Annotated in this window: 24 protein-coding genes; 12 read left to right on the top strand and 12 right to left on the bottom strand. The window is 47.9% G+C overall.

Features of this window, described 5'->3' with window-relative positions; translation table 11 throughout:
* Positions 1 to 2: 2 nt before the first annotated feature.
* Together BMZ56_RS11610 and BMZ56_RS11605 are read right to left on the bottom strand one after the other, a co-directional pair.
* Positions 3 to 758 carry a phosphosulfolactate synthase gene (locus tag BMZ56_RS11610; RefSeq protein WP_090626763.1) on the bottom strand — a complete coding sequence of 252 codons (756 nt, stop codon included), beginning with the start codon at positions 756 to 758 and terminating at the stop codon, positions 3 to 5.
* Between the two features lie 99 nt (positions 759 to 857).
* The gene (locus BMZ56_RS11605) at positions 858 to 2,261 is read right to left on the bottom strand and encodes a tetratricopeptide repeat protein (RefSeq protein WP_090626762.1); all 1,404 of its coding nucleotides are present in this window, start codon (positions 2,259 to 2,261) and stop codon (positions 858 to 860) included.
* Between the two features lie 412 nt (positions 2,262 to 2,673).
* Here BMZ56_RS11605 and kduI point away from each other — a divergent pair, with 412 nt between their 5' ends.
* The 3 genes from kduI to BMZ56_RS11585 are packed head-to-tail and all read left to right on the top strand — an operon-like array spanning position 2,674 to position 5,429.
* Positions 2,674 to 3,516 (top strand): 5-dehydro-4-deoxy-D-glucuronate isomerase, encoded by an 843-nt coding sequence (kduI, locus tag BMZ56_RS11595; protein WP_090626760.1) that lies wholly within the window; start codon positions 2,674 to 2,676, stop codon positions 3,514 to 3,516.
* Entirely contained in the window at positions 3,516 to 4,649 is a 1,134-nt protein-coding gene (locus BMZ56_RS11590; RefSeq protein ID WP_090626759.1) for a BT3233 family polysaccharide utilization protein, read from the top strand. Before kduI ends, BMZ56_RS11590 begins: the two co-directional genes overlap by 1 nt.
* A gap of 9 nt (positions 4,650 to 4,658) precedes the next feature.
* Positions 4,659 to 5,429, top strand: a complete 771-nt coding sequence (locus BMZ56_RS11585) for an SDR family oxidoreductase (RefSeq protein ID WP_090626758.1) — start codon at positions 4,659 to 4,661, stop codon at positions 5,427 to 5,429.
* On the opposite strand, the gene nadD is transcribed toward BMZ56_RS11585, so the two are convergent.
* The 8 genes from nadD to dnaN form a co-directional block, all read right to left on the bottom strand.
* Positions 5,430 to 6,008: a nicotinate (nicotinamide) nucleotide adenylyltransferase gene (gene nadD, locus BMZ56_RS11580; protein WP_090626757.1), complete on the bottom strand. Its 579-nt coding sequence runs from the start codon at positions 6,006 to 6,008 to the stop codon at positions 5,430 to 5,432. It lies immediately after the preceding gene.
* Between the two features lie 12 nt (positions 6,009 to 6,020).
* Positions 6,021 to 6,593, bottom strand: a complete 573-nt coding sequence (gmk, locus tag BMZ56_RS11575) for a guanylate kinase (protein ID WP_090626756.1) — start codon at positions 6,591 to 6,593, stop codon at positions 6,021 to 6,023.
* Positions 6,594 to 6,597: 4 nt separating this feature from the next.
* A complete protein-coding gene (locus BMZ56_RS11570; protein ID WP_090626755.1) occupies positions 6,598 to 7,473 on the bottom strand; it encodes a YicC/YloC family endoribonuclease in 876 nt (291 codons plus the stop codon).
* A gap of 116 nt (positions 7,474 to 7,589) precedes the next feature.
* Positions 7,590 to 8,465, bottom strand: coding sequence for a DUF4097 family beta strand repeat-containing protein (locus tag BMZ56_RS11565; RefSeq protein ID WP_090626754.1), 876 nt, complete (start codon positions 8,463 to 8,465; stop codon positions 7,590 to 7,592).
* A gap of 55 nt (positions 8,466 to 8,520) precedes the next feature.
* The gene (locus tag BMZ56_RS11560; protein WP_090626753.1) at positions 8,521 to 9,342 is read right to left on the bottom strand and encodes a HEAT repeat domain-containing protein; all 822 of its coding nucleotides are present in this window, start codon (positions 9,340 to 9,342) and stop codon (positions 8,521 to 8,523) included.
* Positions 9,339 to 9,878 (bottom strand): RNA polymerase sigma factor, encoded by a 540-nt coding sequence (locus BMZ56_RS11555; protein ID WP_090626752.1) that lies wholly within the window; start codon positions 9,876 to 9,878, stop codon positions 9,339 to 9,341. Before BMZ56_RS11555 ends, BMZ56_RS11560 begins: the two co-directional genes overlap by 4 nt.
* A gap of 141 nt (positions 9,879 to 10,019) precedes the next feature.
* On the bottom strand, positions 10,020 to 10,685 hold the full coding sequence (locus BMZ56_RS11550; protein ID WP_177195134.1) for a DedA family protein: 666 nt from the start codon (positions 10,683 to 10,685) through the stop codon (positions 10,020 to 10,022).
* Between the two features lie 4 nt (positions 10,686 to 10,689).
* On the bottom strand, positions 10,690 to 11,814 hold the full coding sequence (gene dnaN, locus BMZ56_RS11545) for a DNA polymerase III subunit beta (protein ID WP_090626751.1): 1,125 nt from the start codon (positions 11,812 to 11,814) through the stop codon (positions 10,690 to 10,692).
* 125 nt (positions 11,815 to 11,939) lie between these two features.
* Here dnaN and BMZ56_RS11540 point away from each other — a divergent pair, with 125 nt between their 5' ends.
* From BMZ56_RS11540 to ybeY, 3 genes are read left to right on the top strand one after another with little or no spacing between them, the layout of a single operon-like run.
* Complete coding sequence (locus tag BMZ56_RS11540) at positions 11,940 to 12,140, top strand: hypothetical protein (protein ID WP_090626750.1); 201 nt, start codon at positions 11,940 to 11,942, stop codon at positions 12,138 to 12,140.
* A gap of 40 nt (positions 12,141 to 12,180) precedes the next feature.
* Positions 12,181 to 12,600 carry a Holliday junction resolvase RuvX gene (ruvX, locus tag BMZ56_RS11535; protein ID WP_090626749.1) on the top strand — a complete coding sequence of 140 codons (420 nt, stop codon included), beginning with the start codon at positions 12,181 to 12,183 and terminating at the stop codon, positions 12,598 to 12,600.
* Positions 12,601 to 12,633: 33 nt separating this feature from the next.
* Positions 12,634 to 13,068 (top strand): rRNA maturation RNase YbeY, encoded by a 435-nt coding sequence (gene ybeY, locus BMZ56_RS11530; RefSeq protein ID WP_090626748.1) that lies wholly within the window; start codon positions 12,634 to 12,636, stop codon positions 13,066 to 13,068.
* A gap of 48 nt (positions 13,069 to 13,116) precedes the next feature.
* Here the strand turns inward: ybeY and BMZ56_RS11525 are convergent, their stop codons facing one another.
* On the bottom strand, positions 13,117 to 13,539 hold the full coding sequence (locus BMZ56_RS11525) for a nucleoside-diphosphate kinase (protein ID WP_090626747.1): 423 nt from the start codon (positions 13,537 to 13,539) through the stop codon (positions 13,117 to 13,119).
* Positions 13,540 to 13,763: 224 nt separating this feature from the next.
* On the opposite strand from BMZ56_RS11525, the gene BMZ56_RS11520 reads away from it, so the two are divergent.
* Both BMZ56_RS11520 and BMZ56_RS11515 read left to right on the top strand, forming a co-directional pair.
* Positions 13,764 to 14,909, top strand: a complete 1,146-nt coding sequence (locus BMZ56_RS11520) for a serine hydrolase domain-containing protein (protein WP_218146547.1) — start codon at positions 13,764 to 13,766, stop codon at positions 14,907 to 14,909.
* Between the two features lie 179 nt (positions 14,910 to 15,088).
* Complete coding sequence (locus tag BMZ56_RS11515) at positions 15,089 to 16,330, top strand: DUF6807 domain-containing protein (protein WP_090626745.1); 1,242 nt, start codon at positions 15,089 to 15,091, stop codon at positions 16,328 to 16,330.
* Between the two features lie 12 nt (positions 16,331 to 16,342).
* On the opposite strand, the gene BMZ56_RS11510 is transcribed toward BMZ56_RS11515, so the two are convergent.
* Complete coding sequence (locus tag BMZ56_RS11510; RefSeq protein WP_090626744.1) at positions 16,343 to 17,350, bottom strand: LacI family DNA-binding transcriptional regulator; 1,008 nt, start codon at positions 17,348 to 17,350, stop codon at positions 16,343 to 16,345.
* A gap of 78 nt (positions 17,351 to 17,428) precedes the next feature.
* Here BMZ56_RS11510 and BMZ56_RS11505 point away from each other — a divergent pair, with 78 nt between their 5' ends.
* From BMZ56_RS11505 to BMZ56_RS11490, 4 genes are all read left to right on the top strand, one after another.
* Positions 17,429 to 18,280 carry a ThuA domain-containing protein gene (locus tag BMZ56_RS11505; RefSeq protein ID WP_090627236.1) on the top strand — a complete coding sequence of 284 codons (852 nt, stop codon included), beginning with the start codon at positions 17,429 to 17,431 and terminating at the stop codon, positions 18,278 to 18,280.
* A 19-nt stretch (positions 18,281 to 18,299) separates the two neighbouring features.
* Positions 18,300 to 19,721: a Gfo/Idh/MocA family protein gene (locus BMZ56_RS11500; protein WP_090626743.1), complete on the top strand. Its 1,422-nt coding sequence runs from the start codon at positions 18,300 to 18,302 to the stop codon at positions 19,719 to 19,721.
* 379 nt (positions 19,722 to 20,100) lie between these two features.
* A complete protein-coding gene (locus tag BMZ56_RS11495; RefSeq protein WP_090626742.1) occupies positions 20,101 to 23,271 on the top strand; it encodes a SusC/RagA family TonB-linked outer membrane protein in 3,171 nt (1,056 codons plus the stop codon).
* 18 nt (positions 23,272 to 23,289) lie between these two features.
* Positions 23,290 to 25,200, top strand: a complete 1,911-nt coding sequence (locus BMZ56_RS11490; RefSeq protein ID WP_090626741.1) for a RagB/SusD family nutrient uptake outer membrane protein — start codon at positions 23,290 to 23,292, stop codon at positions 25,198 to 25,200.
* Positions 25,201 to 25,202: the final 2 nt, after the last annotated feature.

The raw sequence follows: 25,202 nt of genomic DNA, 5'->3' as shown, positions 1-25,202 counted from the left end.
CGTCAAATAAAATAATGAAAGGTGTCGCCCCGTAATCCCATGCGGGTGGTTTCCAGTGCAATGATTTCCGCGGGATTAATGTTGCCGAGGTTGACGTTCGCGCCAATTAGGTGGATAAAGTATACCTGTTGGGATTTGAGCGGAGCCTCCCAGATGATTTTCTCGTTGGGAATTTCGTTAAGGATTTCGTCAACCAACCCCTGGCGGACTTCGCCCGACTCGCGATACAATCCTACATTTCCACTCTCCCGGGATTCGGCGATCAGTCGCCATGAACCGGCTTCCAGCTCGGCTTTCATTAGGGAAATCCACTTATACGGAGCCATGATCTTGGTATTGTCTTTGGATCCCACTTCGGAAATTACAGTGACGTGTTGTGCCAGTTTGGCGATGTACTCGCATTTTTCTTCGTGTGGCAGTGCGATGGAGCCGTCGGATATTTCGGCATATTCCAGGCGGTATTTTTCAATAACCCGCAGGAAGTCGTCAAATTGATCCCGTACTACAAAGGCTTCGAACAAGGTGCCGCCGAAGTAGGGGTGTGCACCCGCTTCGCGGTAAACAGCCAGCTTTTCTTCCAGTTTCGGCACAATAAGCGCGGTGGTCCAGCCCAGCTTTACGAAATCGGTATACGCCGCTCCGACTTCCATGAAATCGGCAGCCTGACGCACACTGAACCCTTTGTCCATGACCATGGTCAGTCCGTTTTCTCTTGGTTTTTCCGTTCTTTGGGGAATATTATTCAATTGAAAGTTCATGTACATACAAAGTTACTAGCGGCTATGTCGGATATTTACGGACAAAGGAGGGGAAAAATCCTGAAAAAACTCTGAAAAACCCATTTTTGGTGATGCAAATCAGGGCATATATTTCTTAATTACCTCTGCGATAGCCTTATTATCCTGCAATTGGGGCAAGTATTCAAATAACACGGCGTGTTTTTTTGGATTGGCAGCAAGTCCGAGCTCCAGGTAATTCAGGGCTTCGTTATACCTGCCTGCGGCAATCAGGTACGCGACCATCCGGTAATACAGTTCGGCCCCGTCCGGATTATTCTTGATTGCTTCGGCAATAGTTTCTATGGCGCGGTCCAATTTATTGCGTTCATACAGGATAGATGAATAATCCAGCCATGCTTCGAGGTCAATGGGGTTAAGTTCAACGACCTTTTCATATGCGGCTTCGGCTTCATCCAGTTGTTTTAATTTATAGCGGGCATCCGCGATGGCAAACCAATAATCGGGATTTTCCGGTTCGATATCGAGTGCCTTTTTATAAAAGTGCAACGATTCGAAATAGCGTTCTTCGTAATCCAGCGTTACACCGATACCAAACCAAGCGTCGGCCAGATTTGCATCGATTTTGACCGCCTTTTTATAATAGGATCTGGCCTCGTCCATTTGCTCCAGCTTCTCATAGCACTCACCAATGGCGCAATACGTTTCCGCCCCCGGGGGTTCGTATTCAAACGTTTGTTTGTATACTCCGATCGCTTCCATGTATTTATCGAGATTGACCAAGGCATTTCCTTTATTAAAGTATGCGGAAGCAAAATTATCTTTAATCAGGATTGCATAATCATAGGCGTCGATCGCTTCTTCATACCGATTTAATTTATGGTAGGCGTTTCCAAGGTTGTACCAGCCCGCGTATGAATAGGGATCGTTGTCGATATATTGTTTATAGAATCCAATGCTTTCCTCCTGCCGGTCCAGCACATCGTAACAAAATGCCAGCTCGTAGAGTGCATCTTGATTTTCCATATTTTGCTCCAGACAGCGTTTTAAGTAATGGATGGCTTTTTCGTAGTCTCCCTTGTTTTGGTAAAGTAAGGCGATCTGCAAGTAAATATCGTCTGGGTTTTCCGCCAATTCCAATGCCTTGTTCAGGCTGCCGAACGCTTCGTCATAACGCTCTAAATTGCCTAGGATTCCTCCTTTGATGAGGTAGATGTCACCTTCCGAGGGTTCCAATGTCTCCGCTTTGTCCAATGACTCGAGTGCCCGTGCGAATTGATTGGTCACGGCAAATAATTGGGCCTGTTTGAGGTAAAAAACTGCGGCAAACGGGTGCTGGCTTACGGCATAATCAACTACCTGTAGGGCTTTGATCGGATCGTTTTTATCCATATAGTAGTCAATAATCCCTTCAAAAGCCTGTGTATCAAAAAAGTACTGATCCTTATTGCGAATCATTTCTTCGTAACGTGCTACCGAGAATTTAGGATCTTCGGCTGGCCCATATTCGAAATCGTCTTCCATCTATACTCCTAATTTTAAGAACTAACACTTAGGCTTTCACCTTCTCACAGCCACATTTCTGATAACAAAATAGAGTTTATAGGATGATATTGTCAACATAAGTTTTCAACAATTTGACCCGATCGCCTGAAAACCGTAGAAACCAACAGATTACAAGATGCCCCGTTGTAGATAATCCGGATAAGTTCAAGCAGCTTAAATCCAATTTTTCGCTCATTTCCCACCATATCTGTGCCAAACACAACGCAAATATACGGAAAATAGGGCAAAATGTATCTTTGGTTGAGGAGGAGGAAGTGAAGCTCATTTAACTGTCGAAAAGATTTTGCATAAAGCGTAAACGTTTGCATAGCTGAAATAATGTGTTTAAATTAGCACAAAATCCAATTAAAGAATACGAATAGCAAGAACTATGAGCGTAAATTACGAATCGCGCTATGCGATAGGACCCGATGAAACCAAGACACTGGATACAATGGCGTTGCGGAAGAAATTTTTGATAGAAAAGGTTTTTATCGACGATGCCATTCAGTTGGTATACACCCATTATGACCGCTACATTGCTGGCGGTGCGAAACCGGTGCGTAAACCGCTTACACTGGAAACAATCGACGAATTGAAAGCGCCGTACTTTTTGGAACGGCGTGAGTTGGGTATTATCAACGTAGGCGGCGCAGGAAAGGTTTCCGTTGACGGCGAGGTACACGAACTGGGCTTCAAAGAAGCGCTGTATGTAGGAAAAGGCCGTCAAGAGGTGGTGTTTTCCAGTATCGATGCCGGAAATCCGGCTAAGTTTTACCTGAATTCAGCGCCGGCACACCATGCTTACCCAACTCAGAAAGTTACGAAGGCCGAAGCAGAAATTGTGGAATTGGGAAGCCTGGAAACCGCCAATCACCGGACCATCAATAAGTTGCTGGTCAACAGTGTCATCAAAACCTGCCAGTTGCAGATGGGGATGACAGAGTTAAAGACAGGCAGCGTATGGAATACCATGCCAGCACATACCCATGATCGACGCATGGAAGTTTATTTCTATTTTGAAGTGCCTGATGGCCAGTCGGTAAGCCACTTCATGGGACAGCCGGAGGAAACGCGCCATATCTGGATGCAAAACGAACAAGCAGTGATTTCTCCCCCTTGGTCCATCCATGCCGGAGCGGGCACCAGCAATTATACCTTTATTTGGGGAATGGCGGGCGAAAACCTCGATTACGACGATATGGACAAACGTGCAATTAATGAGCTGAAATAATGCAAAGAACAACTAATCTGGGCTGTTTGCTTGTGGTGTGTACCTTGTTAGCAGCATGTGGGCCTGGTCAACGGGATCACCGGATCGTGATTCGCAATCCGATGGATCAGGAGCGGCATGAACTGGTAGCCATTCCGTACACCGAATGGTCGGACGCCTTCGGGACCGACAGTATAGTTACCATTGTAGATGCATCAAGTGGTGTGGAAATTCCCTACCAACGGGAAACCAAGGGAATGTCCGGAACACAGAATATCTTGTTGGAAGTAACTGTGCCCGCCTCGGGAAGTGTAACGCTTGCTGTGGAAAAATCGGCTCCGGCTCCGGCGACTGTACGTACGTATGCACGCTATGTGCCGGAACGGTACGACGACTTTGCCTGGGAAAATGATGTGGTAGCTTTCCGGATGTATGGCAAGGCACTCGAAGGGCGACCCGACGATGCCCATGGGCTTGATATCTGGTCGAAAAGGACGAAGGATTTAGTGGTCGATAAATGGTATGCCCAAGGCGATTATCATACCGATCATGGAGAAGGAATGGATTATTATTCGGTCGGGATGACGCTGGGCGCAGGCGACATAGCTCCGTTTGCCAACGATACCGTTGTATTTTCCAAGCACTATCGTCAGTATGAAATAGTAGATAATGGTCCGCTACGCAGTACGTTTAAACTTACGTATGAACCGTGGCAGGTAGGAACGAAAACGGTGTCTGTCACTAAACAGTTTACCCTGGATGCAGGATCGCAACTGAACCGGGTGGAGGTAACGTATTCGATAGACGGAGACGGCGAACTGCCGGTAGCCATCGGCGTGGCACGCAGGGAGAAACCCGGAAGCCTTTTGCAGGAGGAACGGGACGGTATTTTTGGGTATTGGGAGCCTGAGATTGGTAACCACGGCATAACCGGAATCGGGGTTATTCTAGAAGAAGGTAGTTTTTCGGGGTTCGGTAACCTATCCAACCAATACCTGGCTTTCGCAGAGACAACAAACGGAACGCCCTTGGTATATTACGTAGGCGGGGCATGGAATAAAGCAGGAGCCTACACCTCGGCGGAGGCATGGTTTGACTACCTGCACACATTTAAAGAACGGGTGGCATCGCCCCTAAACGTGGAAATAAACTAGTAAACAGTAATGATTACATCACACTTATTTGATTTAACGGGTAAAACTGCACTGGTGACCGGGTGCAAAAGAGGAATTGGAAAGGCTATTGCAGAGGCGCTAGCCGAAGCAGGCGCCGACATCATTGGGGTATCTGCATCGTTGGAAACCGAGGGAAGTGCAGTTGCAGCGTCGGTAGAACGGCTGGGGCGTAAATTTTACGCTTATCAGGCCGATTTCGGTGATAGAAAAGCACTATACGCATTTATTGAGCGGGTTCAGGCGGAGCACACCCGCATCGATATCTTGTTTAACAATGCAGGAACCATCCTGCGCAAGCCTGCGGCCGAGCACCCCGACAACTATTGGGATACCGTGATCGAGATCAACCAAAACGCTCAGTTTATTCTTACGCGAGAGGTCGGCAGGGACATGGTGGCCCGCGGAAGCGGTAAGATCATTTTCACGGCCTCGTTGCTTACTTTCCAGGGGGGCATCAATGTACCGGGCTACGCTGCCTCCAAAGGAGCGGTGGGACAGCTAACCAAGGCGTTTGCCAATGAATGGGCATCGAAGGGTGTTAACGTGAATGCCATTGCACCAGGCTACATTTCCACGGACAATACAGAAGCTTTACGGGCTGATCCCGATCGGAGCCGGTCGATTTTGGAACGAATTCCCGCAGGACGTTGGGGCGAGCCGGAAGATTTTAAAGGACCTGCGTTGTTTTTAGCCTCTGAGGCGTCCAGTTATGTACACGGTACGATCCTGACAGTGGATGGGGGATGGATGGGAAGATAGCTACCGATACAGCCCTTTGTTTTCAATGAAGACCATTACGCTGTCGGGAACAAAATACCGGATATTCTTGCCGTTTTTCACGGCATTTCGGATAAAGGTTGAAGAGAATTCCATAAAGGGGGTATCCGTGATTGTTATGGAAGATAGGTTTTCCAGTTCGGCTGGTATGGGGTAGTCCGGCCGTGGGTACACGAAAATAGGATAGTCGCGCAGAATGATTTCGTAATTCTTCCACTTTTTCAGCGAAAGGAGGTTGTCCGATCCCATGATGAGCGCAAAGTCGGTCGTCGGATATTTTTCCCGTAGGTGTGTAAGGGTATCGATGGTGTAGGAAGGTTGGGGCAGCGAAAATTCAACGGTGCTGCTTCGGATATTTTCGGCACGCTCGATAGCTAAGTTCACCATTTCGAGCCGGTCGTACATATTGATAAGGGAATCTTTCTTTTTTAACGGATTGTGGGGAGACACCACCAGCCACACCTCATCCAGATCGGTGTAATTTGCCATGTAGTTGGCGATGATTAGGTGCCCAGTATGTATGGGATTGAATGAACCAAAAAACAATCCAACTTTTCGCATGGCAAACCTTATTTATTCCACCGAAAGAAAGTCCAACATCAGCCGTTCCGCGTTGGCGCAGGCCGTATCAAGATCGTCATTTTTGAGGATTACATCAAAACGGTTGGCGTAGCCAAGCTCCTTTTCAGCTTTTAGAATCCGTTCAGTTAATTTTTCTTCACTATCAGTGCCTCGACCGCGTAGGCGTTGGATGAGTACTTCCAGGGAGGGGGGCTGTACAAATATGGCTAACGCTTGATTGCCAAATTTGCGCTTTAAATGCAGACCGCCTTCCACGTCGATATCGAAAATCACGTGTTTTCCGAGGGCCCATATCCGTTCTACTTCCGAACGAAGTGTCCCATAATATGTACCCGAGTATACTTCCTCAAACTCGATAAATTCTTTTTTTGCAATGCGGTGTAAGAACTCTTCTTTGGAGATAAAATAATAGTCCTTTCCGTTCTCTTCTCCTTCGCGGGGCGTGCGTGTGCTCGCCGAAATGGAAAACGAAATTTTATCGGGATGTGTGGAAAGCAGGTGCTTCACGATCGTGGTTTTGCCGGCACCTGAAGGAGCAGAAAATATGAGGAGTTTTCCTTCCATGGAGTTACAGGACATTTAGCAGTTGTTCTTTGATTTTTTCGAGTTCCTCTTTCATGCGGACCACGATCTGTTGGATTCCTGCATGGTTTGCTTTGGATCCAAGGGTGTTGATTTCGCGTCCCATTTCCTGCGAGATAAAGCCAAGCTTCTTACCGTTGGCATCGGCTGCATCAAGCGCTTGGAGAAAATAGTTGCAGTGGCTGCGCAGGCGAACCTTTTCCTCGGTGATGTCCAGCTTATCGATGTAAAAAATCAGCTCCTGTTCAAACCGATTCATATCGACGTTCTCTTTGCCTACGGTTTCGTCCATATATTGGCTAATCCGGTCTCGAATGAGCGGTATGCGGTCGGTCTCAACTGCTTCCACCTCCGTCAGCAGGCGAAGGATATCCTGGGTACGTGTAGAGAGGTCGTGTTTGAGCACAGCGCCTTCATCCTTCCGAAACCGATCGAGTCCGGCTATGGCCTCCTGAAAGGCTCCCAAGAGCATGGCCGCTTCTTCTTCATCGGCCTCCTCTTCGTTGTGGCTGATGACCTCGGGCATGTTGAGGGCGAGCTCAAAGAGATTCCCCCGGTCGGTGTTCAGCTCGTTGGCCACGACCTCCAGCTGCCGGAAATAGTTTTTGAGCAGTTCTGTATTAATGGTAGCGGCGGCTGCCGTCTGATCTACGTACTCGACGGTAACGGTTACATTTACTTTACCCCGCTCGATAAGCCGGGAGCATTCGCTGCGGAGGGTTAATTCTTTATCAGAAAACGCTTTGGGCAGCCGCAGCGTCAATTCCAGAAACTTGGAGTTCAGGGATTTTATTTCGACTGTATATTTTACCTTTTGATTGTCCTTGGCACCGATGCCATAGCCGGTCATAGATTTAATCATGTGCAAAGGTAACAAATAAAAGCGGAGAGGAGCAAGGTTGCATGTTTGCGTTTTGAATGTATAGTTGAGCGACCGCACCCGCGCGGTCGCTCAACTATGCCATGAAGTAGAGATAATTACGATGACGTGCGCAGATAGACATTCTCGTAAGATGACTTCAGGATAATGTGTATACCTCCTCCGTTAATTGATCCTTCGATCTGCTCGGAGACGCTGCCGATAAATACAGGAGGCGTTGGTGGTATCGGAGGCATTTCGGGAAATATCGTTTCTGCGGCTGAATCCGTGATTGCCGCCGTTGTCGATACCTCATTTTTTTCCGCCGTTGATTTAGGGGGAATTTTTACGTCAAATGCTTCCGCTGCGTATAACTTACCGTAGGAAGTGCTTAGAGAAAGAGTGGCTTTGGTTGCCGCAGGAAGGGATACATCGACGTGTCCATAGACTGATACAATGGAAATGGGGCCGGTGATGGACGGATTGAAAACAGCTTCCACGCCGTTATAGACGGACTTGACGTTCATCGGTCCACTGTTACCTTCTAACCTTACTTTGTTATAACTTGTGGATACTTCGATTTCACCCCTAATTCCTTTGATGAGGAGTGAATCTGCCATAAAACTGTTGTCGTTGTGGAAAATAACACCCATTTGCCGGGGAACGCGGATGCGCAGTAGTTCCTTGTCATTCTGGTTTCCTACCGCGAAAACCTCGATGTTTCCGTCTTTTTCAACGACACTTATCCCTAACCCAGTGTTGTCTTTGAGTCCAGTGCTGCTCAATACTTGGAGGCCTTTCGCTCGCTCGTCTTCTTTTTCTGCAGCTCCTGCTTTTGAGAAAATAATTTCGCTTCCGTCGTATCCCTCGATCCGTGCACCCTGAAGGTTGATTATTAGTTTGCCGTTGGTTTTGCTGATGCGGTAATCGCGTTGGGCCCATGCAGCGGTACTCAGTAATGTGAGCAGTGCAAAGGTGAGAATTTGCTTGTTCATGTGATTTTATGTTTTCTGTTTTACCATTTGTTGTACGATTTGATACGGGTATTGCCTAAAGTTTGTTTTTCTTCAGCAATACGGCATAAGCTTCATCGCGGACTGCGCGGAAGGTGTAGGGATCTTCGGCCAGCGAAAACAATGTCCGGTCGATCGCTCCGTCATCCAGCTGACTGACAATCTTAATGATTCCGAGTTGCACCAGCGGGTCATCTTGTTCCATCAGTGATTTTTGGAATACATCCACAATATCCGGTTGATCCAGATGCTGGCTCAATACATCCAGCGCTGCTAGACGTACATTTGTATTGCCATCCCGATTCAGGGTTTGCGCAAGCATGGTTAGTGAACGGTTGTCTAACTGACGGTTCTGTTCGATTTCCAGGATAGCGGCCAGACGGGTGCTTGCAGACGAACTGTCGCGAAGTCGGGTGGCAAAGGAAGGTGTTTGCGGCGCTGTCGGCACTGCCTTGGCTCGGCGCTGCGGGTTTTTGCCAGCGTTGGCTATCGCATTTACGGGCGGCGACAAGGGAGCTGCTGCTTCGGTTTCGATCGGGTTGGTTGACGTGCTTGCCGGTGTGTGGCCAGTAGGTTGATGCTGTTCGCCGGTAAGCGGCTTATTAGAAGCCAGTAGCCGGTCTGCGGTCGGACGGTCGGTGTTGAGCAACCAATACGCACTAAGTGTGGCAATCAGTAAAGAGGCCGCTGCCAGCCATGGTAGATAAGGTAAGCGTTTAAAAACGGATTCGTTTTTGTCGGTATGGCCCCCGTCGGCCTTCAGCTGCATATGCAAGCGTTTGAATACATCCGCGGAAGGGCTGAGGTGATCAAATTCCTCACGGTGTTTGTTTACAAAATCTTTTAAGTCATCCTTCATAATAACGTATTTTTTTCCAGCGACTGTATTACTTTTTTCTTGGCGCGGTGGTACTGTGTACGCGCAGTGCTATGGGAGATTCCCAATAGGCTTGCTATCTCTTCGTGCCGCATCTCTTCAAAAACATAGAGACTCAGTATGGTTTTATATCCGGTTGGTAACCGGTCTATCGCTTGCCGTATTTCTTCGACCTTGCGATCCATCAACCGGTCCTCTTCTTCATCGTAATGCGCTTCGTCGGGAATACCCACCAAGTCCGCATCTGAAAATGAGATGCTTCGCTTGCGGAGGTGGGTGATCGAGCGGTTCAGCGCAATCCGCTTAACCCAGGCGCCGAAACTGTGGACCTGCTGTAGGCGGTGTATATCCTTAAAGGCGTGATAAAACGACTCTTGAAGAATATCCTCCGCTTCTGCCGTATGTGAAACGATGCGGCAAATGGAGTTATAGGTTGTCCGGGCATATTTTTTATATAATCCCGTGAATCCCGCTTCATGGCCTTTGCGGCAAAGCGCGACGAGTTCCGTTTCGTTCATTGTTGGCAGCACGTATGCAAACGTATGTGTTTTATTAGTTAGTCGTGAAACACTGAAAAATGTTGCATGAGTAATTTTTGTGCCAAGGAACGGCTTCGAAATGGAAGATTATTTTTTGGAAAGTAATTTTGTTGGTGGACGCTATTCGTGTTTCCTGTTAGATTTTCCGAATTTTTCTTTTGCCACTTCAAAAATGATGGGTAGAATGGAAACGACAATGATGAACAGGACCACTTTAGAAAAGTTGTCCCTGACAATAGGAATGTTACCCAGGAAATATCCCGCCAAGGTGATGCCCACGACCCATAATAAAGCCCCTATGACGTTATAGGTGAGAAACGTGCCGTAATTCATTCTGCCTATTCCACCCACAAAAGGAGCGAGTGTTCTGACGATTGGAACGAAGCGTGCAATCACAATGGTTTTACTGCCATATTTTGCGTAAAAAGCGTGGGTCTTTTCGATCTGTTCCTCTCTCACGATTTGCCTGCCAAACAGCTTGAATCGGGTAACCCGCATACCGAACCGTTTCCCGATGGCATAGTTCAGTGAATCGCCGGTTATCGCAGCGACTAACAGAATAACGATCATCAGCCCTACATTCAAGTCATTCGGTTGGGCAGCCAGCATTCCGGCGGCGAATAGCAGCGAGTCTCCCGGAAGAAAGGGCATTACCACTACACCGGTTTCGATAAAGATAATCAGAAATAGGATGAGATACGTCCAGGTCTGGTAATCGTTGACAATCTCAACCAGGTGCTGGTCGATGTGCAGGATGAAATCAATCAGAGTGGAAATCAGATCCAATACCTTAACCCAGATTATTTAACATTACCGGCATTACTAACATGAGAATATCCTCGTTTTCTTCAGAAATCGCGGGAACCAACAATCCGGCGCGGTTCGGTGTACTCATTTCGATGACTACTTCATCGCTATTGAGGTTGGTCAGCATTTCTACAAGGAACTTGGCGTTAAATCCGATTTCCATGTCATCGCCTTCGAATTGACAGCTCAGCCGTTCATGTGCTTCGTTGGAGAAGTCGAGATCTTCCGCCGAGATGTTCAGCTCGCTGCCTGATATTTTAAGGCGGACCTGATGGGTCGTCTTATTGGCGAAGATGACGACGCGCCGTAGCGAATTGAGGAACGTATGGCGATCGAGCGTCAGCCGATTGGGATTAACCTGCGGGATAACGGCCTCGTAATCAGGGTATCGCTCGTCGATGAGGCGGCAAATCAAATGGATATTTCCGAACTTGAAAAATGCATTGGTGCTGTTGTATTCGACAGAAACGCTGACGTCCTCTGTCGGCAACGACGATTTCAGCAACGACAGGGCTTTCTTGGGTAAAATTAACGAAGTCGGCTTCTGGGTTCCGATGTCTTTCCGGCGGTAGCGCACCAGTTTATGAGCGTCTGTGGCAACGAAGGTGGTGGATTGTTCTGCCAACTGTACCAGGACGCCCGACATGGCGGGACGCAATTCATCGTTGCTCACCGCAAAGATCGTTTTGTTGATGGCTTCAGCCAATACAGACGCCGGTATCGCAACGGAGGATGCATTGTCCACCACCGGGATTTTCGGAAAGTCATCGGCATTTTCGCCGCTGAGTTTATATTTACCGTCGCCAGCACTGATTTCTACCGCCAGGGTAGCTGTATCTACCGAGAAGGCCACTGGCTGATCGGGCAACGTTTTCAGTGTCTCAATTAATATCTTGGAAGGCATCGCTACACGGCCTTCTTCTTTTGCTTCAATGGGAAGCGAGGTAACCATGCTGGTTTGCAGGTCGGTTGCTGAAATAGTCAGTATGTTGTCCTTGATTTCGAACAGGAAATTTTCTAAAATCGGGAGTACCGTGCTGCTGCTTGAAGCACCACTGATGGCCTGCAATTGCTTTAACAGTATGGATGTAGAAACAATAAATCTCATGGCTGAATAATCTTCCGTGCAATGATAAGGAAAAGATTTGGATTCGGGAAATGAGATTGCGATTTGAGGCGAAACAAAAATAGGTGTATTTTGTTATTATTTATAGAAAACAAGGATTTCACGTTATGGAAACGAATAGGCATCGAACCGACGGGGAAGGAAATCTTCAAGCGGAGGATAATTATACAGCTCATCAGGAGGACCCTGCGCCTTCGCCGGAGGCGATAAAAGAGCCGAACGATCGGCCGGCAAGCAACACCATTTGGGTGGCTATCGTTATTGCCATTATTATTGCGTCCATTTTATATTTAGTGTTTATTTATTAATGAGCCTTAGCTTGTCATAATAAGGACTATCTTTGCGGAGATGCGCATCATGGCTTTTGATTATGGCACGAAGCGGGTAGGAATGGCGGTGACCGACCCCCTGCAGCTCATTGCTACAGCTTTGGAGACAGTACATGCCAGAGACGTTCAGGATTATGTGAAAGCTTACGTTGCCCGGGAGGAGGTGGAGGTATTTGTAGTTGGAATGCCCCGTCAGCTGGATGGGTCGGATTCCGAATCTGCACAGCATGTTAAAGGGTTTGTACGATCGTTGCGCAGCGCATTTCCCGCTATTCCGGTGGAAACGATTGATGAGCGTTTTACCTCTAAAATCGCTTCAGCGAGCATTGCGCAAAGTGGGATGACAAAAAAGAAGCGACAGGATAAGTCACTCATTGACAGTGTTTCAGCTGTGATCATCCTCCAATCTTATCTGGAGAGACGCGACTTTCACCGATAACTTCCTACTTTTACCGGCTACAAGGCTTCAACGATGCGCACCATTCATTTTTTTTCGGAAGATACCGATTATAAACCCAAGCACAAGACCGCTCTGCGAAGGTGGATAAAAGAGACCGTCAGCACAGAAGGCTACAAAACCGGCGAAATCAACATTGTTTTATGCAGCGATGGGTATTTATTGACTATTAATAAGCAATACCTTCAGCACGACACCTATACGGATATTGTGACTTTCGACAGCAGCGAACAGGAAAGCATTATCGCGGGCGATATCTTCGTCAGTATCGACCGAGTGCGCGAAAATGCAGCGAAATTCAATGTGGCCGAGGCCGATGAGCTGCACCGGGTCATCATCCATGGCATCCTGCATTTATGCGGTTACGGCGATAAGAAAAAAGAAGATAAAGTGCGAATGACGGAAAAGGAAGACTTCTATTTGGCACGAAGGGTTTTCAAGCAAGTATGAATACCTAACAAGCCAGCTGGCTTGTTAGGTGTCACATCACGGAAACGACTAAAACCGTTCGAACTGCGAAAAGAAAAAGTTGCCTTCGATTTCTGCATTTTCGTCCGAATCGGAGCCATGAATGGCGTTCGCCTCAATGGATTTTGCGTATTTGTTGCGGATGGTTCCGGCTTCAGCTTTTGCTGGATCCGTGGCACCGATCAGTTTGCGAAAATCTTCCACCGCATTGTTTTTTTCCAAGATCGCTGCCACGATGGGACCAGACGTCATGAAACCGACCAGCTCTCCGTAAAACGGACGCTCTTTGTGTACCGCATAAAATGCGCCGGCCGTTTCCTTCGAAAGGTGGATGTACTTCATCGCCACAATTTTGAACCCTCCCGCAATGATATCGTTCAGGATGGCACCGGTGTGGCCATTGCCCACTGCATCGGGCTTAATCATGGTGAATGTCTTATTTGTTGTTGCCATTATAATTATAAAAATTTTTGCAAAAGTAGAAAATTGTATGGCATTCACGAATACTTCTTTTGCAAAGGTTTACGAAAGGATAAAAGATTTATATTGCACCCATTACGGCGGAATTAGGTAAATTTACGTTCATGAACCTGCATGAATTGCCAGTAAAAAACATACTTAGCGAAGCGGTCTCATTGATGCCGCTGAAACGGCAAATAAATCAATAATTATTTCTGATGAAAACACGATACTTTTCTCAAATGCTTTCAGCGCTCCTGCTTTTTGTGACAACAGCGGCCAATGCCCAACAATCTGTGGAAACAGAAATAGCAGCTATCATGGCCCGCTACCAGGCCATCGGCGCTGCCGTGGCTGTCGTGAAAGGACAAGACCTTACCTATAGCCATTCGTTTGGCTTGAAGAATGTCGAGACCGGAGAGCCCTTGGAAAACGGCGATGTTTTCCGTATTGCTTCCATTTCCAAGTCGTTTGTGACTACCGGAATCATGCAGCTCGTCGAAGCCGGAAAACTGTCATTGGACGATGACGTAAGCGATCTGATCGGTTTCCGCGTACGCAATCCCAATTTTCCGGATTCGGTGATTACCTTGCGACTGATCCTTTCCCATCGTTCGAGCATCAGTGATAAAAATGGTTATTTTACATTGGACGCCCTCAACCCGGACAAAGACCCGAATTGGACCAAGGCATACAACGCGTACGCCCCCAATGGAGGCTATCAGTATTGTAATCTGAATTTTAACCTAGCCGGCGCGATTCTGGAAAAATATGCGGGCGAACGCTTTGACCAATACATCTATCGACATATCCTGAAACCGCTGGGCGTGTACGGAGGCTATAATGTAGACGACCTGGATAGCAACCGATTTGTTACCCTGTATGCCTATGATGGAGAAGCTAAACGTTTCCTAGCCTCGCCCGAAGCGTACCGTTCGCGCGCCGAGGCGCTGAGGGACTACCAACCGGGCTATAGCACACCTGTTTTTTCGCCGACGGGTGGTATGAAAATGTCTGCAGAAGATCTTGCGAAGGTGATGACGATGCACATGCGCCACGGAAAGGCAAACGGGAAGCGCATCCTATCAGAAGCGAGTAGCCGCGCGATGCAGACCGTCTTGACTCCGGAATCGGGCTATGGAATGTCTCTACGGACCATCGACTACCTTATACCGGGAAAAGCCATGACGGGCCACGAAGGTGTTGCCTATGGTTTGTACAGCGCGATGTACTTTCAACCCGAGGAGCAATTCGGTATTGTGGTGATTACGAACGGATGCAACACCGGCTTTACACATGGGGATGTTATCAACGATTTTCTGATGGAGATGTACGACTGCCTGTACCGAAATTTCATTCAGTAAACGAAACGACGCAATTATAACGGTTGAACAGCCTGCTAAGAGGCATTTCGGTCTTTTCGAACACGAGATATGCAATCTCTATCTCGCTGATCTTCTCTATTTCGTAATTTTAAAACCTGAAACAAATCCCGTAGGAAAAAGGTAAGCTATGGGCTGTTTCGTAAACCGATTATGTAATTATGTTAAAAGTTCTCAGTATCGCTTTTCTATTGTTTGTTCCGGTATTATATGGTATGGGAAGGAAGCCGATTATCAGGATCGAGGTTTCAGCGGGATCAGTGGCCCATACGAATTTGCCGGTTAATGTATCCCTCGCTGAGCTTGGAATCTCCTCGGTCAAGAAAATCCGTTTGGTGGAAATTGCTGAAGGCAGACGGGTGGAAAAGCCGTTTCAGGTGATTAACCATACAGAAACACACATATATTGGAAGTTAGATGGCGTAACCCCTGCGGGATCGGTTCGAATCTTTGAATTGGAGAACGGGACGCCGACGGAAGTGCCGTCTACATTGGCCGATAAACAGCTAGACGACCTGGTGTTGAAGCGGCAGGATAAACAACCCTTGTTAACGTATCGCTACACCGTAAAAGCACCACCCAAGGGGGTAGACCCTTTGTACGGCCGCGGTGGTTATATTCATCCGTTATATACGCCTTCCGGAAAGGTGCTTACCCGGATCCAGCCTCCCGATCATTATCATCATTACGGTATCTGGAACCCGTGGACGAAGATCAGTTACGATGGCAAAGAATATGATTTGTGGAACCTGAAAGACCATAAGGGAACCGTACGTTTTGTCAAGTTTGATCGGATAGCACAAGGGTCGGTGTTCGCAGGGTTTGATGTGGTTCACGATCATGTGATTTTTAACGACGGGCAGGAGGAACGTATTATTCGTGAAAATTGGAAAATTCAGGTATTTCCCATGGATGAGAGCAGGTATGCCTGTGATATCACATCCGAGCTTAAACCGACGGAAAAACTGGATGTGATTCTGAAAGAATACCGCTATGCGGGATTGGGCTTCCGGGCGACCGAACAGTGGACCAATCAGAACAGCGAAGTACGCACATCCAGCGGGAAGACATGGAAGGATGCCGATGGGTCGCTCGAACGATGGGCAATCGTGTCAGGCGATCTTGGCGGTACGCCGGGAGGTATCCTGTTCATGTCTTTTCCGGAAAATTACAATTTTCCGGAGCCGATCCGGGTATGGCCTTTTGACGGAAACGGCGGAAGGGGGGATCAGTTTTTTAATTTCTCTCCGACCAAAAATAAAGATTGGGTGCTGAAAGCGGGGCATACCTATACGCTGAAATACAGGTTGCTGGTTTTCGATGGGAGGCTGTCGGCAGATGAAGCGGAGTCTGCATGGCAATCATTCGCGCATCCGCCGGAAATAACCGTGCAAAAGATATAGCTCTTTGCAAGGCTATTCAAAAAGCTTTAATGAGCAGGGCAATGAAAGTTGCTGTGCCGTGCGTTCTTTGTCAGGATATTTTATAAGGTCAAGCAGCATTTTCGCGGCTTTTTCGCCGATCACGTAGGGCTGTTCCTGTATGGAGCCCAAGGGTGGATGGTTCACATAGTCAAAGAAAGGCAACGCCCCAAACCCGATGAGGTCTATGGAATGGATTTTCTCGGGGAATTGTTGGCGGAGGCACTTGATCACGTCGAGCATAATGTAGTCTTTAAAGCAGAGGATAGCGGTTGGCGGATGGTCTTGCAGGAGCAGCTTTCTGACGGCCGCCTGTGTTTCCGACGCATTGAAGTTCGTTTCTTCAACCAATGAAGGATCAAAGGGTATGCTATTGCGCAATAAGCCGTCGCGATAGCCCAAGAAACGGCCTTTGCTGGTTGACCAAGAAGTTGGGCCATTTAGGTAAGCAATGCGCCGGTGGCCTCGGGCGACAAACAGGGATACCGCATCGATAGTAGCTTGGTAAACGTCGCTTACTACACTGTGACAGGCAATCACGGGCTTTCTGGCAAAATACACGACGGGTATGCCGGCAAGTTCGAGGTTTTTCACATGCTGGAACTCTTTGGTTTCCTTGGAAATGGATATAAGCAGGCCGTCAATGGAACTGGATTGCATCACGGACATGAGCTCAACTTCACGGGTAAAGCTTTCGTGGCTTTGACCGACAATCACGTGATACCCCTGGGAAGCGACCACTTTTTCAAATCCGTCAAGTGCTATGGTATAAAAATGATCCATCAAGCTGGGAACAATGATGCCAAGGGTAAACGATTTGCGTTGTTTAAAATAAATGGCGGCCCGGTTGGGAATGTAATTCAGTTCCTCCGCTAGTTTTTTTACGCGCTGTTTGGTGCTGACTGCGATTTTCGGATAATCGCTCAATGCTTTTGAAACGGTAGAAACCGACAAGTGCAGCCGGGCAGCGAGGTCTTTAATCGTGACGGGTTTATTCAACATCAAGCTAAATTAGCAAATAAGGAGAGAAATCGTATGATAAGAACAAAAAAGGCAAACAACAAAAAAGGCAATAATTCTATGAGAAAACACGGTTTTTGCGCACGGGCTTCTTGGCTGGCAATCTTGTTATCGGGTATCATCGTGCTATCTGTTCAAGAAACAAACGCGCAAAAGGTAAAATGGTCAAAGATAAAAGTGTTGGTTTATACCAAGAATGGAAAAGGTTTTGTACACGACAATATACCCAACTCCATCGTTGCGATCAAAGAATTAGGCAAGCAGCATGGGTTCGAAGTAGATGCCAGTGAGGACCCGGCTGTATTTACGGACGATAACTTGAAGCAGTATAATGTGTTGGTCTTTTCCAATACAAATAATGTGGTTTTCGATACAGATGCACAGCGGGTAGCGCTTATGCGCTACATACAAGCAGGAGGAGGTTTTGTTGGGATTCATTCGGCATCGGGCACCGAGCGCGATTGGAAATGGTTTAAGCAGCTGTTGGGCGCCAAGTTTTACTGGCATGATAAAAACCAACCCTTTACCGTGAACATTATCGACCACAATCATCCATCGGTGGCACATCTTCAGAATAGGTGGCAGCGAAACCGCGGGGATGAATTTTATTACCTGAAAGAAATGGCCGTTAACCTGCATGTGATAGCCGTCAATGATGCAACGACGTTAGCGGGGGAAAACCCGAAGAGGCTGGACACATTCGGGGACGTATTCCCTTCCGTATGGTGCCATGAATTTGACGGCGGAAGATCTTGGTATACATCGCTTGGACATAACAAGGAATACTATTTTGATGACGATTTCAGGGAACATATTCTGGGAGGCATCAAGTGGGCGATCGGCAAGGGCAAGAAGCTCGATTACAGCAAGGCGTACGCCACATCGCCGCAAGATGAAGTTAAACACCGTTAAACATTATAAATTTTAGACTATGGATCGTGAGAACAAACATCTGGACAGAAGGAAATTCATCAAGCAGGCAGCAACCGGTTCTGCGGCCCTGTTTGCCGCCGCGGCATTTCCTTCGATTGTACCATCGTCGGTCTTTGGGAAGAATGCACCCAGCAACCGCATACATATCGGGCAGATTGGTTTCGGGCGGATCGCTATGACGCACGATCTGCCTGAAGTAATGAAGCATGATTATGTACGGGTGATCGGCGTGGCTGATGTGGACTCCAAACGTTTGGCACATGGAAAGGCCTGGATCGAAAAATTTTATGCCGACAAGGGAGCAAAGTCATCCGTAGATGTGAAGACCTATAGCGATTACAAAGATCTGTTGACGAATACCGATATCGATGCTATTGTAATCAGCACGCCGGACCATTGGCATGCACAACCTGCTATGGAAGCCGCTATTGCCGGTAAACACGTGTATTTACAGAAGCCCACGGCGCTTACGATTAAGGAAGGGCGGATGATGGCCGATGCGGTAAAGAAGACGGGCATTAAGTTCCAATTAGGCAGCCAGCAACGGTCTGTCAGTCCTTGGCCCCAATTCCACCGCACGTGCGAATTGGTTCGTAACGGTCGCATAGGCACGCTAAAACGGGTGATAATCGGGCTGCCCGGAGATCCCGCCGGCGGTAACCCGGCTGAAATGCCGATACCGGATAACCTGAATTACGACATGTGGCTCGGCTCCACGCCCCTGGTACCCTATACATTAGACAGAGTGCATTCACAGACGGATATTGGTTCCCGCCCGGGCTGGTTGCGCTGTGAGCAGTTTGGAGCCGGTATGATTACCGGTTGGGGGTCTCACCACATAGACATTGCCCATTGGGGCATGGGTACCGAACTGTCTGGACCGCTTGAAGCAGAAGGGCGTGCTACATTTCCTTCCAATGGTTTGTGGAACGTGCATGGAGATTTTGAGGTGGAGATGCTATACCCCGATAACGTTGTTATGCAGATCAGTGGCGCCAATCCCAACGGCGTGCGGTTTGAGGGCACTGAGGGGTGGATATTCGTTTCCCGGGGAAACGTCGGTGTAACGGCTTCCGATCCGACCGCTGCGGGAGGTAAAGAGCATGAGTCGTTCAAAGCGAGCGACCCAAAGATCTTGCAATCTGAAATCGGCCCGAATGAAATCAAACTTTACAAAAGCCCTGAACAGCATACCAATTGGCTGGAATGTATAAAGGATGGTAACCAAACAATCAGTCACGCCGAAATTGCCCACCGGTCGGGCTCTGCGTGCTTGATCGCCCATACGGCGATGAAATTGAGGAGGAAATTGTATTGGAACGCGAAGAAGGAAAAATACAAAAAAGACAAAGAGGCAAATAACCTATTGGCGCGAGACCAGCGCTTTCCATATGGCACGGAGTATGTCAAAGGACGGTAACACGTAAACGGCAATTCGAGCAGCATCCGTTGATCATTTGATCAGGAGAACTGAGGTCTTGCAATAACATTTGCAGGCTACGGAAAAAGCAAAATTCTGTCGGCCGGGGATTTCTATGTCTGAATTTTTCAGTTAGCAAGAGCCGGCGTCCCTGCGCATGCAAATTCCAAAAACGGCCGTCCGACGATAAAATGACCAATTAATACGTAACTAAGCAAGGAGGTTTTCATGACACACATTTACGGATTCTTCAACCGGAATACGATTGATGGTCCCGTTAGGTATCCAACTTAGGTATACCACTGGATTTTTATGAAGAGGCGATTATTTAAGTCAGTCGTCATTGATTTCGTCTAAATTTTAACCAAAAAACAAACCAATGAAAACGCAGTTAACTAGATTCTTTTTAGTGATATTACCGCTTTTTGTGGTACCGCATTTAGAAGCGCACGATCGTAAATTTTCTTTAATTAAAAATCATCTTTTTCAACGTGTTGTCTCGGGAACCGTAAAGAACGATGCCGGATTTGTCCTGGAAGGCGTAACGGTCGTAGTAAAGGGCACGGGGACGGGCACGCAAACAGATGCCCAAGGGGCTTTTAGCCTCGCATTGCCTGAGGGAGGAAATACGCTAGTTTTTTCATCTACGGGATACAGTACGCAGGAAATTCAAGTAGAACAGCGTACGGTTATTGATGTTACCTTACAGGCAGATATCCAAGACCTCGATGAAGTGGTCGTTATCGGTTATGGGACCGCAAAACGGAAAGATTTGACCGGCGCTGTTGCTTCCGTTCAGGCAGAAAAGCTCGAAACCCAGGCACCCCGGTCTGTACAAGACCTATTGCGAGCAAATGCTGCTGGGATGATTATCGGGCAGGGTAACCGAGCAAAAGGAGATGCCTCGCTGCTTATCCGTGGCAAGGGGACTTTGAAAGCCGGCAGTAGCCCCTTGCACGTTGTGGACGGTGTGATATTCGATGGTGCCTTATCGGACATCAACCCGAATGACATACAGTCCATCGATATTCTAAAAGATGCCAGTGCGTCGGCGGTTTATGGTGCCAAGGCGGCAAATGGTGTGGTATTGATCACGACGAAAAAGGGACAGGTGGGAAAGCCAAAGATTTCGTTTAACGGAAATTTGGGTTTAGTGGAAAACGCAGGAATGCCCCGCGTCATGACCGGTGAAGAGTTCTTGGCCTATCGGTATGACTATGAAATGGGAAGACGGACGGACGAATACCACCAAGAATATCCCGAGATGTTCGTGGACCCCCGGAAATTAAGTCAAGTAGACCCGTTGACTTGGTACAACTACGACCAAAATGATCCGGTAGCATCCGTAACCGACGAACAGCTCACAAGGGCTTGGCTTTCGAGGTTGGAACTCAAGACGCCTGAAATCGATAACTATATGGCCAATCGCCTAACCGATTGGCAGGATCTTGTTTTCCAACAAGGGGTTCAGCAAGATTATTCGGTCAGTATATCGAACAGAACAGATAACATCAATTATTACTGGTCCGTAAATCACGTGGACCGTGAGGGTATCATTGTCGGTAATCGGTTCAAAAACCTACGTTCCAGACTAAACTTAGAGTCCAAGATCACGTCTTTCCTCCGTGTTGGTGCCAATGCCAATTTTGCAACACGGAATGAAGGTTTCTTAGAGGCGAATTGGGCACAATCGGCGGTGATCTCGCCGTATGGATCAAATAACATCGACGATCCCGCCAGTCCCTATCGAAGGCTGCCGACTGGTGATCCAACGCCCCAGAACCCGTTTTTTGACAACTTGTATAGAGACCGGGTGGATCAATACAATACCTTGAATGCAAGTCTGTTTGGTGTGATAACGTTGCCTTTCGGTATCGAGTTTCAGTCGAACTTTACCCCTTCGTACGTATGGCGGGAATACTACAATCACGAATCGTCGCAAAATCCCGAGTGGGCCAATAGCGGCGGTCGTTCCGAGCGTACGTTTGAGAAAACCTACAATTGGCAAATTGATAATGTGTTGAGGTGGAACAAACGGTTTGACATCCACAATTTCGAGGTGACCCTATTGCAGAATGCTGAAAAGGGTCAGTTTTGGCGGACCAAGGCCACCGCATCAAACTATAGCCCCAGTGATATCCTTGGGTGGCATCGCCTGCAGGCCGGGGCGGTACCGTTGAACGAAAGTGACGATACCTACCGCACGGGTGATGCCCTGATGGCCCGGTTGTTTTATTCGTTGCATGATCGCTATATGCTGACGGCTTCCGTGCGCCGCGATGGGTATTCGGCATTCGGGGCACAAAATCCGCGCGCCACATTTCCGGCGTTGGCGTTCGCGTGGAATTTTTCTGACGAGAAGTTCATGGGCGGCACGTCAAGCTGGCTGGATTATGGGAAGCTCCGGTTGTCGTGGGGGCGTAACGGTAATCGGGACATCGGACAATACGAGGCACTTTCTGATATGACGTCCGGCCTGCATCCCTATATCGATCAAAATGGAAACATCTACCTTTACTCCCAGCTCTACGTCAATCGCATGGCCAATTTAGGGCTTCGGTGGGAAAATAAGTCATCCTATAACCTCGGGTTGGATTTCTCGTTGTTCAACAATAAGCTCGGTGCCGCGCTGGATTTCTATACGTCTACCACGTTGGATTTGCTGGTAGACCGCGCACTTCCGGAAATTATCGGATTCAACAGTGTGGCCGCTAACTTGGGTGAATTGGAAAATAAGGGATTTGAGGTGGCATTGAACAGCCGGATTATTGAGCGCGAAAAATTCAATTGGAACGCCTCTGCCATCTTTATGCTCAATCGGACAAAAATTAAAAAGCTTTATGGCGATATGGTGGATGTGTTGGATGCGAATGGCAATGTGATCGGCCAGCGAGAGGCCGACGATATAAAAAACCGTTGGTTTATCGGCCAGGATCCCGATCGAATTTGGTCCTATGAGCGGATTGGCGTATGGCAAGTCGGCGAGGAAGATGCTGCGGAACGCTATGGGCTGCAACCGGGCGATTTTAAATACAAAGATCAAAACGGGGATGGTGTGATGACTGACGAAGACCGCATCTTCCAGCAATGGACAACCCCGAGGTTCAGGTGGTCACTCCGCAACGATTTCCGCTACGGGAATTTTGATTTCTCATTTTTCATCTACTCCAATTGGGGGCACTACGACACCTACAACCGCGCCGCCAATAATGCAAACTTTGCCGACAGAGCCACGGACTATGAACAACCAAGATGGACACCGGATAATCCGATAAACGATTATGGTCGAATCGGTTCCAAGAACATCGGATCCAATTACGTATCGCGATCGTTTATCCGCCTGGATAATGTCTCGCTTTCTTACGCTGTACCGGCTTCCTTTCTTCAGTCGATCAATATCCAGAATTTACGGATATCGGCTACGGTACGTAACGTTGCTTTTTGGGCACCTCAATGGACGTTCGGCGATCCGGAGTCGTATGATAACGCGGATTTGGGAGGTATGCCCACTCCGAGGACCTACAACATGAGTATCAATTTTTCGCTTTAACCTGAAAAACACAAAAAGATGAATAGCAGAAAGATCTATAAAAAAACACTCTGGGTGTTTGTGACCACGGCCTTTACCGTTGTCAGTTGCAGTGAAGACTGGTTAACCCCTAAGCCGCTGTCATTTTACGAACCGGGAATCGCATTGTCCAATGCGGAGGGAATGTATTCCGCACTTACGACGTTAGAGCGGAATATGCGGCATGAATATTTTGGCGATAATGCGCCAATCTTAACGGAGATTATTCAGTCAGAAGTCGCGGTAGAAGGCACCACAGACAAAGCGGGTCCGCAAATGGACATGGATGTGGCATTGCTACCGGATGCGCAATTGAATCATACGGATTTCACAAAGGTAGGTTGGTATTGGTATGAGGGCTATAAAGGAGTTAAATACGCCAACACAATCATATCACGTATCGATAATGCTGAATTCGGGAGTGAGGAGGAACGCAATGCGGTTTTAGGATCAGCCTATTTCCATCGCGCCTACCGTTATTTCAAACTAACGCATCAGTTCGGTGATATACCCTATCTGGATTGGGAAATCGAAGCGCCTAAATACGATTTCTATTCTTATGACAGATGGGGAATTTTGGAACGGATGAAGAAGGACCTTGAGTTTGCTTACCAGTGGGTGCCCGAAGTAGTAGATCGCGGTAGAACCTCTAAAGCCGCATGTGGTGTTTTACTTATGAAGGTTTGCATGGTGCTTGGCGATTTTGACCGTGCAATCGCGGTAGGCAAAGAGGTTGTCGGGAAGCATCCACTGATGAGGAACCGATTTACGCCGAATCAAGGGAAACCGAACACCAATTTGATGTTCGACCTGCATAGTGTGGAAGCAAAATTGGACATGTCCAATACGGAGGGATTGATGTATGTGGTCTCTTATCCGGAAGAGGAGGGGTCAGACCGTATTCAAACGATGCGGAATGCTGTTCCCTTTTGGAACAGTGGGAATATCAAAACACCGGATGGACAGACCGGTACAAGTATCGCACCGGCGGCAGGCGAAACAGATCCTGAAATGGATTTAAATAAGTCCTATGGTCGGGGTATCGGTCGTCTGCGGCCAACCTGGTATTTTACCAACGAGATTTGGCGTGCCGATAAGGAAGCGAACGATCTGCGAGGCATTCGCAACCGGGATAGCTGGAGGCGCATGGAGGATTTGAGGTATAACGCACCCGGATTGAAGACCAGTGGAAGCCCGTGGTATGGAAAAAACTTTGAAAAGCCCGCAAGTATGAGTGTGGAAGACACGATACGGACCTGGTTTTCTTGGCCCCATTATAAGTTGTTTGTACCCGACCCCCTGCAGACGCAATGGCAAGGCGGGGAAACCCCGTGGTATATCTATCGATCGGCAGAGGTATACTTGTTGTTAGCGGAGTCATACTATTGGAAAGATCAATTTACACTTGCCGCAGAAGCATTGAATGAAGTACGTACGCGAGCGGGAGCCGAACCGTTGACTGCAGGCGATGTCAATATCGGCGAGATACTGGATGAACGGGCCCGGGAACTTTATTACGAAGAAAATCGCCATATTGAATTAGTTAGAATCTCTTATATCTATGCTAAGACCGGAAAGCCGTGTGAGATTTTTGGTGGCCGTACATATAACTTGCAAAACCTCAGCGGTCCAGGAGGAACGGGGGCTAACGTTAAACAAGAAGGGGTTAATTTTTGGTATGACCGGGTCGTAGCGCGGAGCAACTTCTACAATAAAGGGGTGAAACACAAATGGGCCGAATATAAGGTGAGTGTACATCACATATTATGGCCGGTACCCGCCAATGCGATCAATACAAACATCAAGGGCGTTATTAATCAGAATATCGGATATCCGGGTGCGGAGCGGAATGTGGAGCCACTCCCGGTACCCGAAGAAGGAACGGTTTTGGGACCGCAGGCTGGTGAATAACG

The organism is Parapedobacter indicus (assembly GCF_900113765.1).
GTDB lineage: Bacteria > Bacteroidota > Bacteroidia > Sphingobacteriales > Sphingobacteriaceae > Parapedobacter > Parapedobacter indicus.
The sequence above is the reverse complement of the archived record's forward strand: the minus strand, read 5'-3'. Positions and strand labels throughout refer to the sequence as shown.

What these genes read in the sequence shown, in the direction of transcription:
- BMZ56_RS11610 (WP_090626763.1), bottom strand. Translation starts at nt 758, where the DNA reads ATGAACTTTCAATTGAATAATATTCCCCAAAGAACGGAAAAACCAAGA.
- BMZ56_RS11605 (WP_090626762.1), bottom strand. Translation starts at nt 2,261, where the DNA reads ATGGAAGACGATTTCGAATATGGGCCAGCCGAAGATCCTAAATTCTCG.
- kduI (WP_090626760.1), top strand. Translation starts at nt 2,674, where the DNA reads ATGAGCGTAAATTACGAATCGCGCTATGCGATAGGACCCGATGAAACC.
- BMZ56_RS11590 (WP_090626759.1), top strand. Translation starts at nt 3,516, where the DNA reads ATGCAAAGAACAACTAATCTGGGCTGTTTGCTTGTGGTGTGTACCTTG.
- BMZ56_RS11585 (WP_090626758.1), top strand. Translation starts at nt 4,659, where the DNA reads ATGATTACATCACACTTATTTGATTTAACGGGTAAAACTGCACTGGTG.
- nadD (WP_090626757.1), bottom strand. Translation starts at nt 6,008, where the DNA reads ATGCGAAAAGTTGGATTGTTTTTTGGTTCATTCAATCCCATACATACT.
- gmk (WP_090626756.1), bottom strand. Translation starts at nt 6,593, where the DNA reads ATGGAAGGAAAACTCCTCATATTTTCTGCTCCTTCAGGTGCCGGCAAA.
- BMZ56_RS11570 (WP_090626755.1), bottom strand. Translation starts at nt 7,473, where the DNA reads ATGATTAAATCTATGACCGGCTATGGCATCGGTGCCAAGGACAATCAA.
- BMZ56_RS11565 (WP_090626754.1), bottom strand. Translation starts at nt 8,465, where the DNA reads ATGAACAAGCAAATTCTCACCTTTGCACTGCTCACATTACTGAGTACC.
- BMZ56_RS11560 (WP_090626753.1), bottom strand. Translation starts at nt 9,342, where the DNA reads ATGAAGGATGACTTAAAAGATTTTGTAAACAAACACCGTGAGGAATTT.
- BMZ56_RS11555 (WP_090626752.1), bottom strand. Translation starts at nt 9,878, where the DNA reads ATGAACGAAACGGAACTCGTCGCGCTTTGCCGCAAAGGCCATGAAGCG.
- dnaN (WP_090626751.1), bottom strand. Translation starts at nt 11,814, where the DNA reads ATGAGATTTATTGTTTCTACATCCATACTGTTAAAGCAATTGCAGGCC.
- BMZ56_RS11540 (WP_090626750.1), top strand. Translation starts at nt 11,940, where the DNA reads ATGGAAACGAATAGGCATCGAACCGACGGGGAAGGAAATCTTCAAGCG.
- ruvX (WP_090626749.1), top strand. Translation starts at nt 12,181, where the DNA reads ATGCGCATCATGGCTTTTGATTATGGCACGAAGCGGGTAGGAATGGCG.
- ybeY (WP_090626748.1), top strand. Translation starts at nt 12,634, where the DNA reads ATGCGCACCATTCATTTTTTTTCGGAAGATACCGATTATAAACCCAAG.
- BMZ56_RS11525 (WP_090626747.1), bottom strand. Translation starts at nt 13,539, where the DNA reads ATGGCAACAACAAATAAGACATTCACCATGATTAAGCCCGATGCAGTG.
- BMZ56_RS11520 (WP_218146547.1), top strand. Translation starts at nt 13,764, where the DNA reads ATGAAAACACGATACTTTTCTCAAATGCTTTCAGCGCTCCTGCTTTTT.
- BMZ56_RS11515 (WP_090626745.1), top strand. Translation starts at nt 15,089, where the DNA reads ATGTTAAAAGTTCTCAGTATCGCTTTTCTATTGTTTGTTCCGGTATTA.
- BMZ56_RS11510 (WP_090626744.1), bottom strand. Translation starts at nt 17,350, where the DNA reads ATGTTGAATAAACCCGTCACGATTAAAGACCTCGCTGCCCGGCTGCAC.
- BMZ56_RS11505 (WP_090627236.1), top strand. Translation starts at nt 17,429, where the DNA reads ATGAGAAAACACGGTTTTTGCGCACGGGCTTCTTGGCTGGCAATCTTG.
- BMZ56_RS11500 (WP_090626743.1), top strand. Translation starts at nt 18,300, where the DNA reads ATGGATCGTGAGAACAAACATCTGGACAGAAGGAAATTCATCAAGCAG.
- BMZ56_RS11495 (WP_090626742.1), top strand. Translation starts at nt 20,101, where the DNA reads ATGAAAACGCAGTTAACTAGATTCTTTTTAGTGATATTACCGCTTTTT.
- BMZ56_RS11490 (WP_090626741.1), top strand. Translation starts at nt 23,290, where the DNA reads ATGAATAGCAGAAAGATCTATAAAAAAACACTCTGGGTGTTTGTGACC.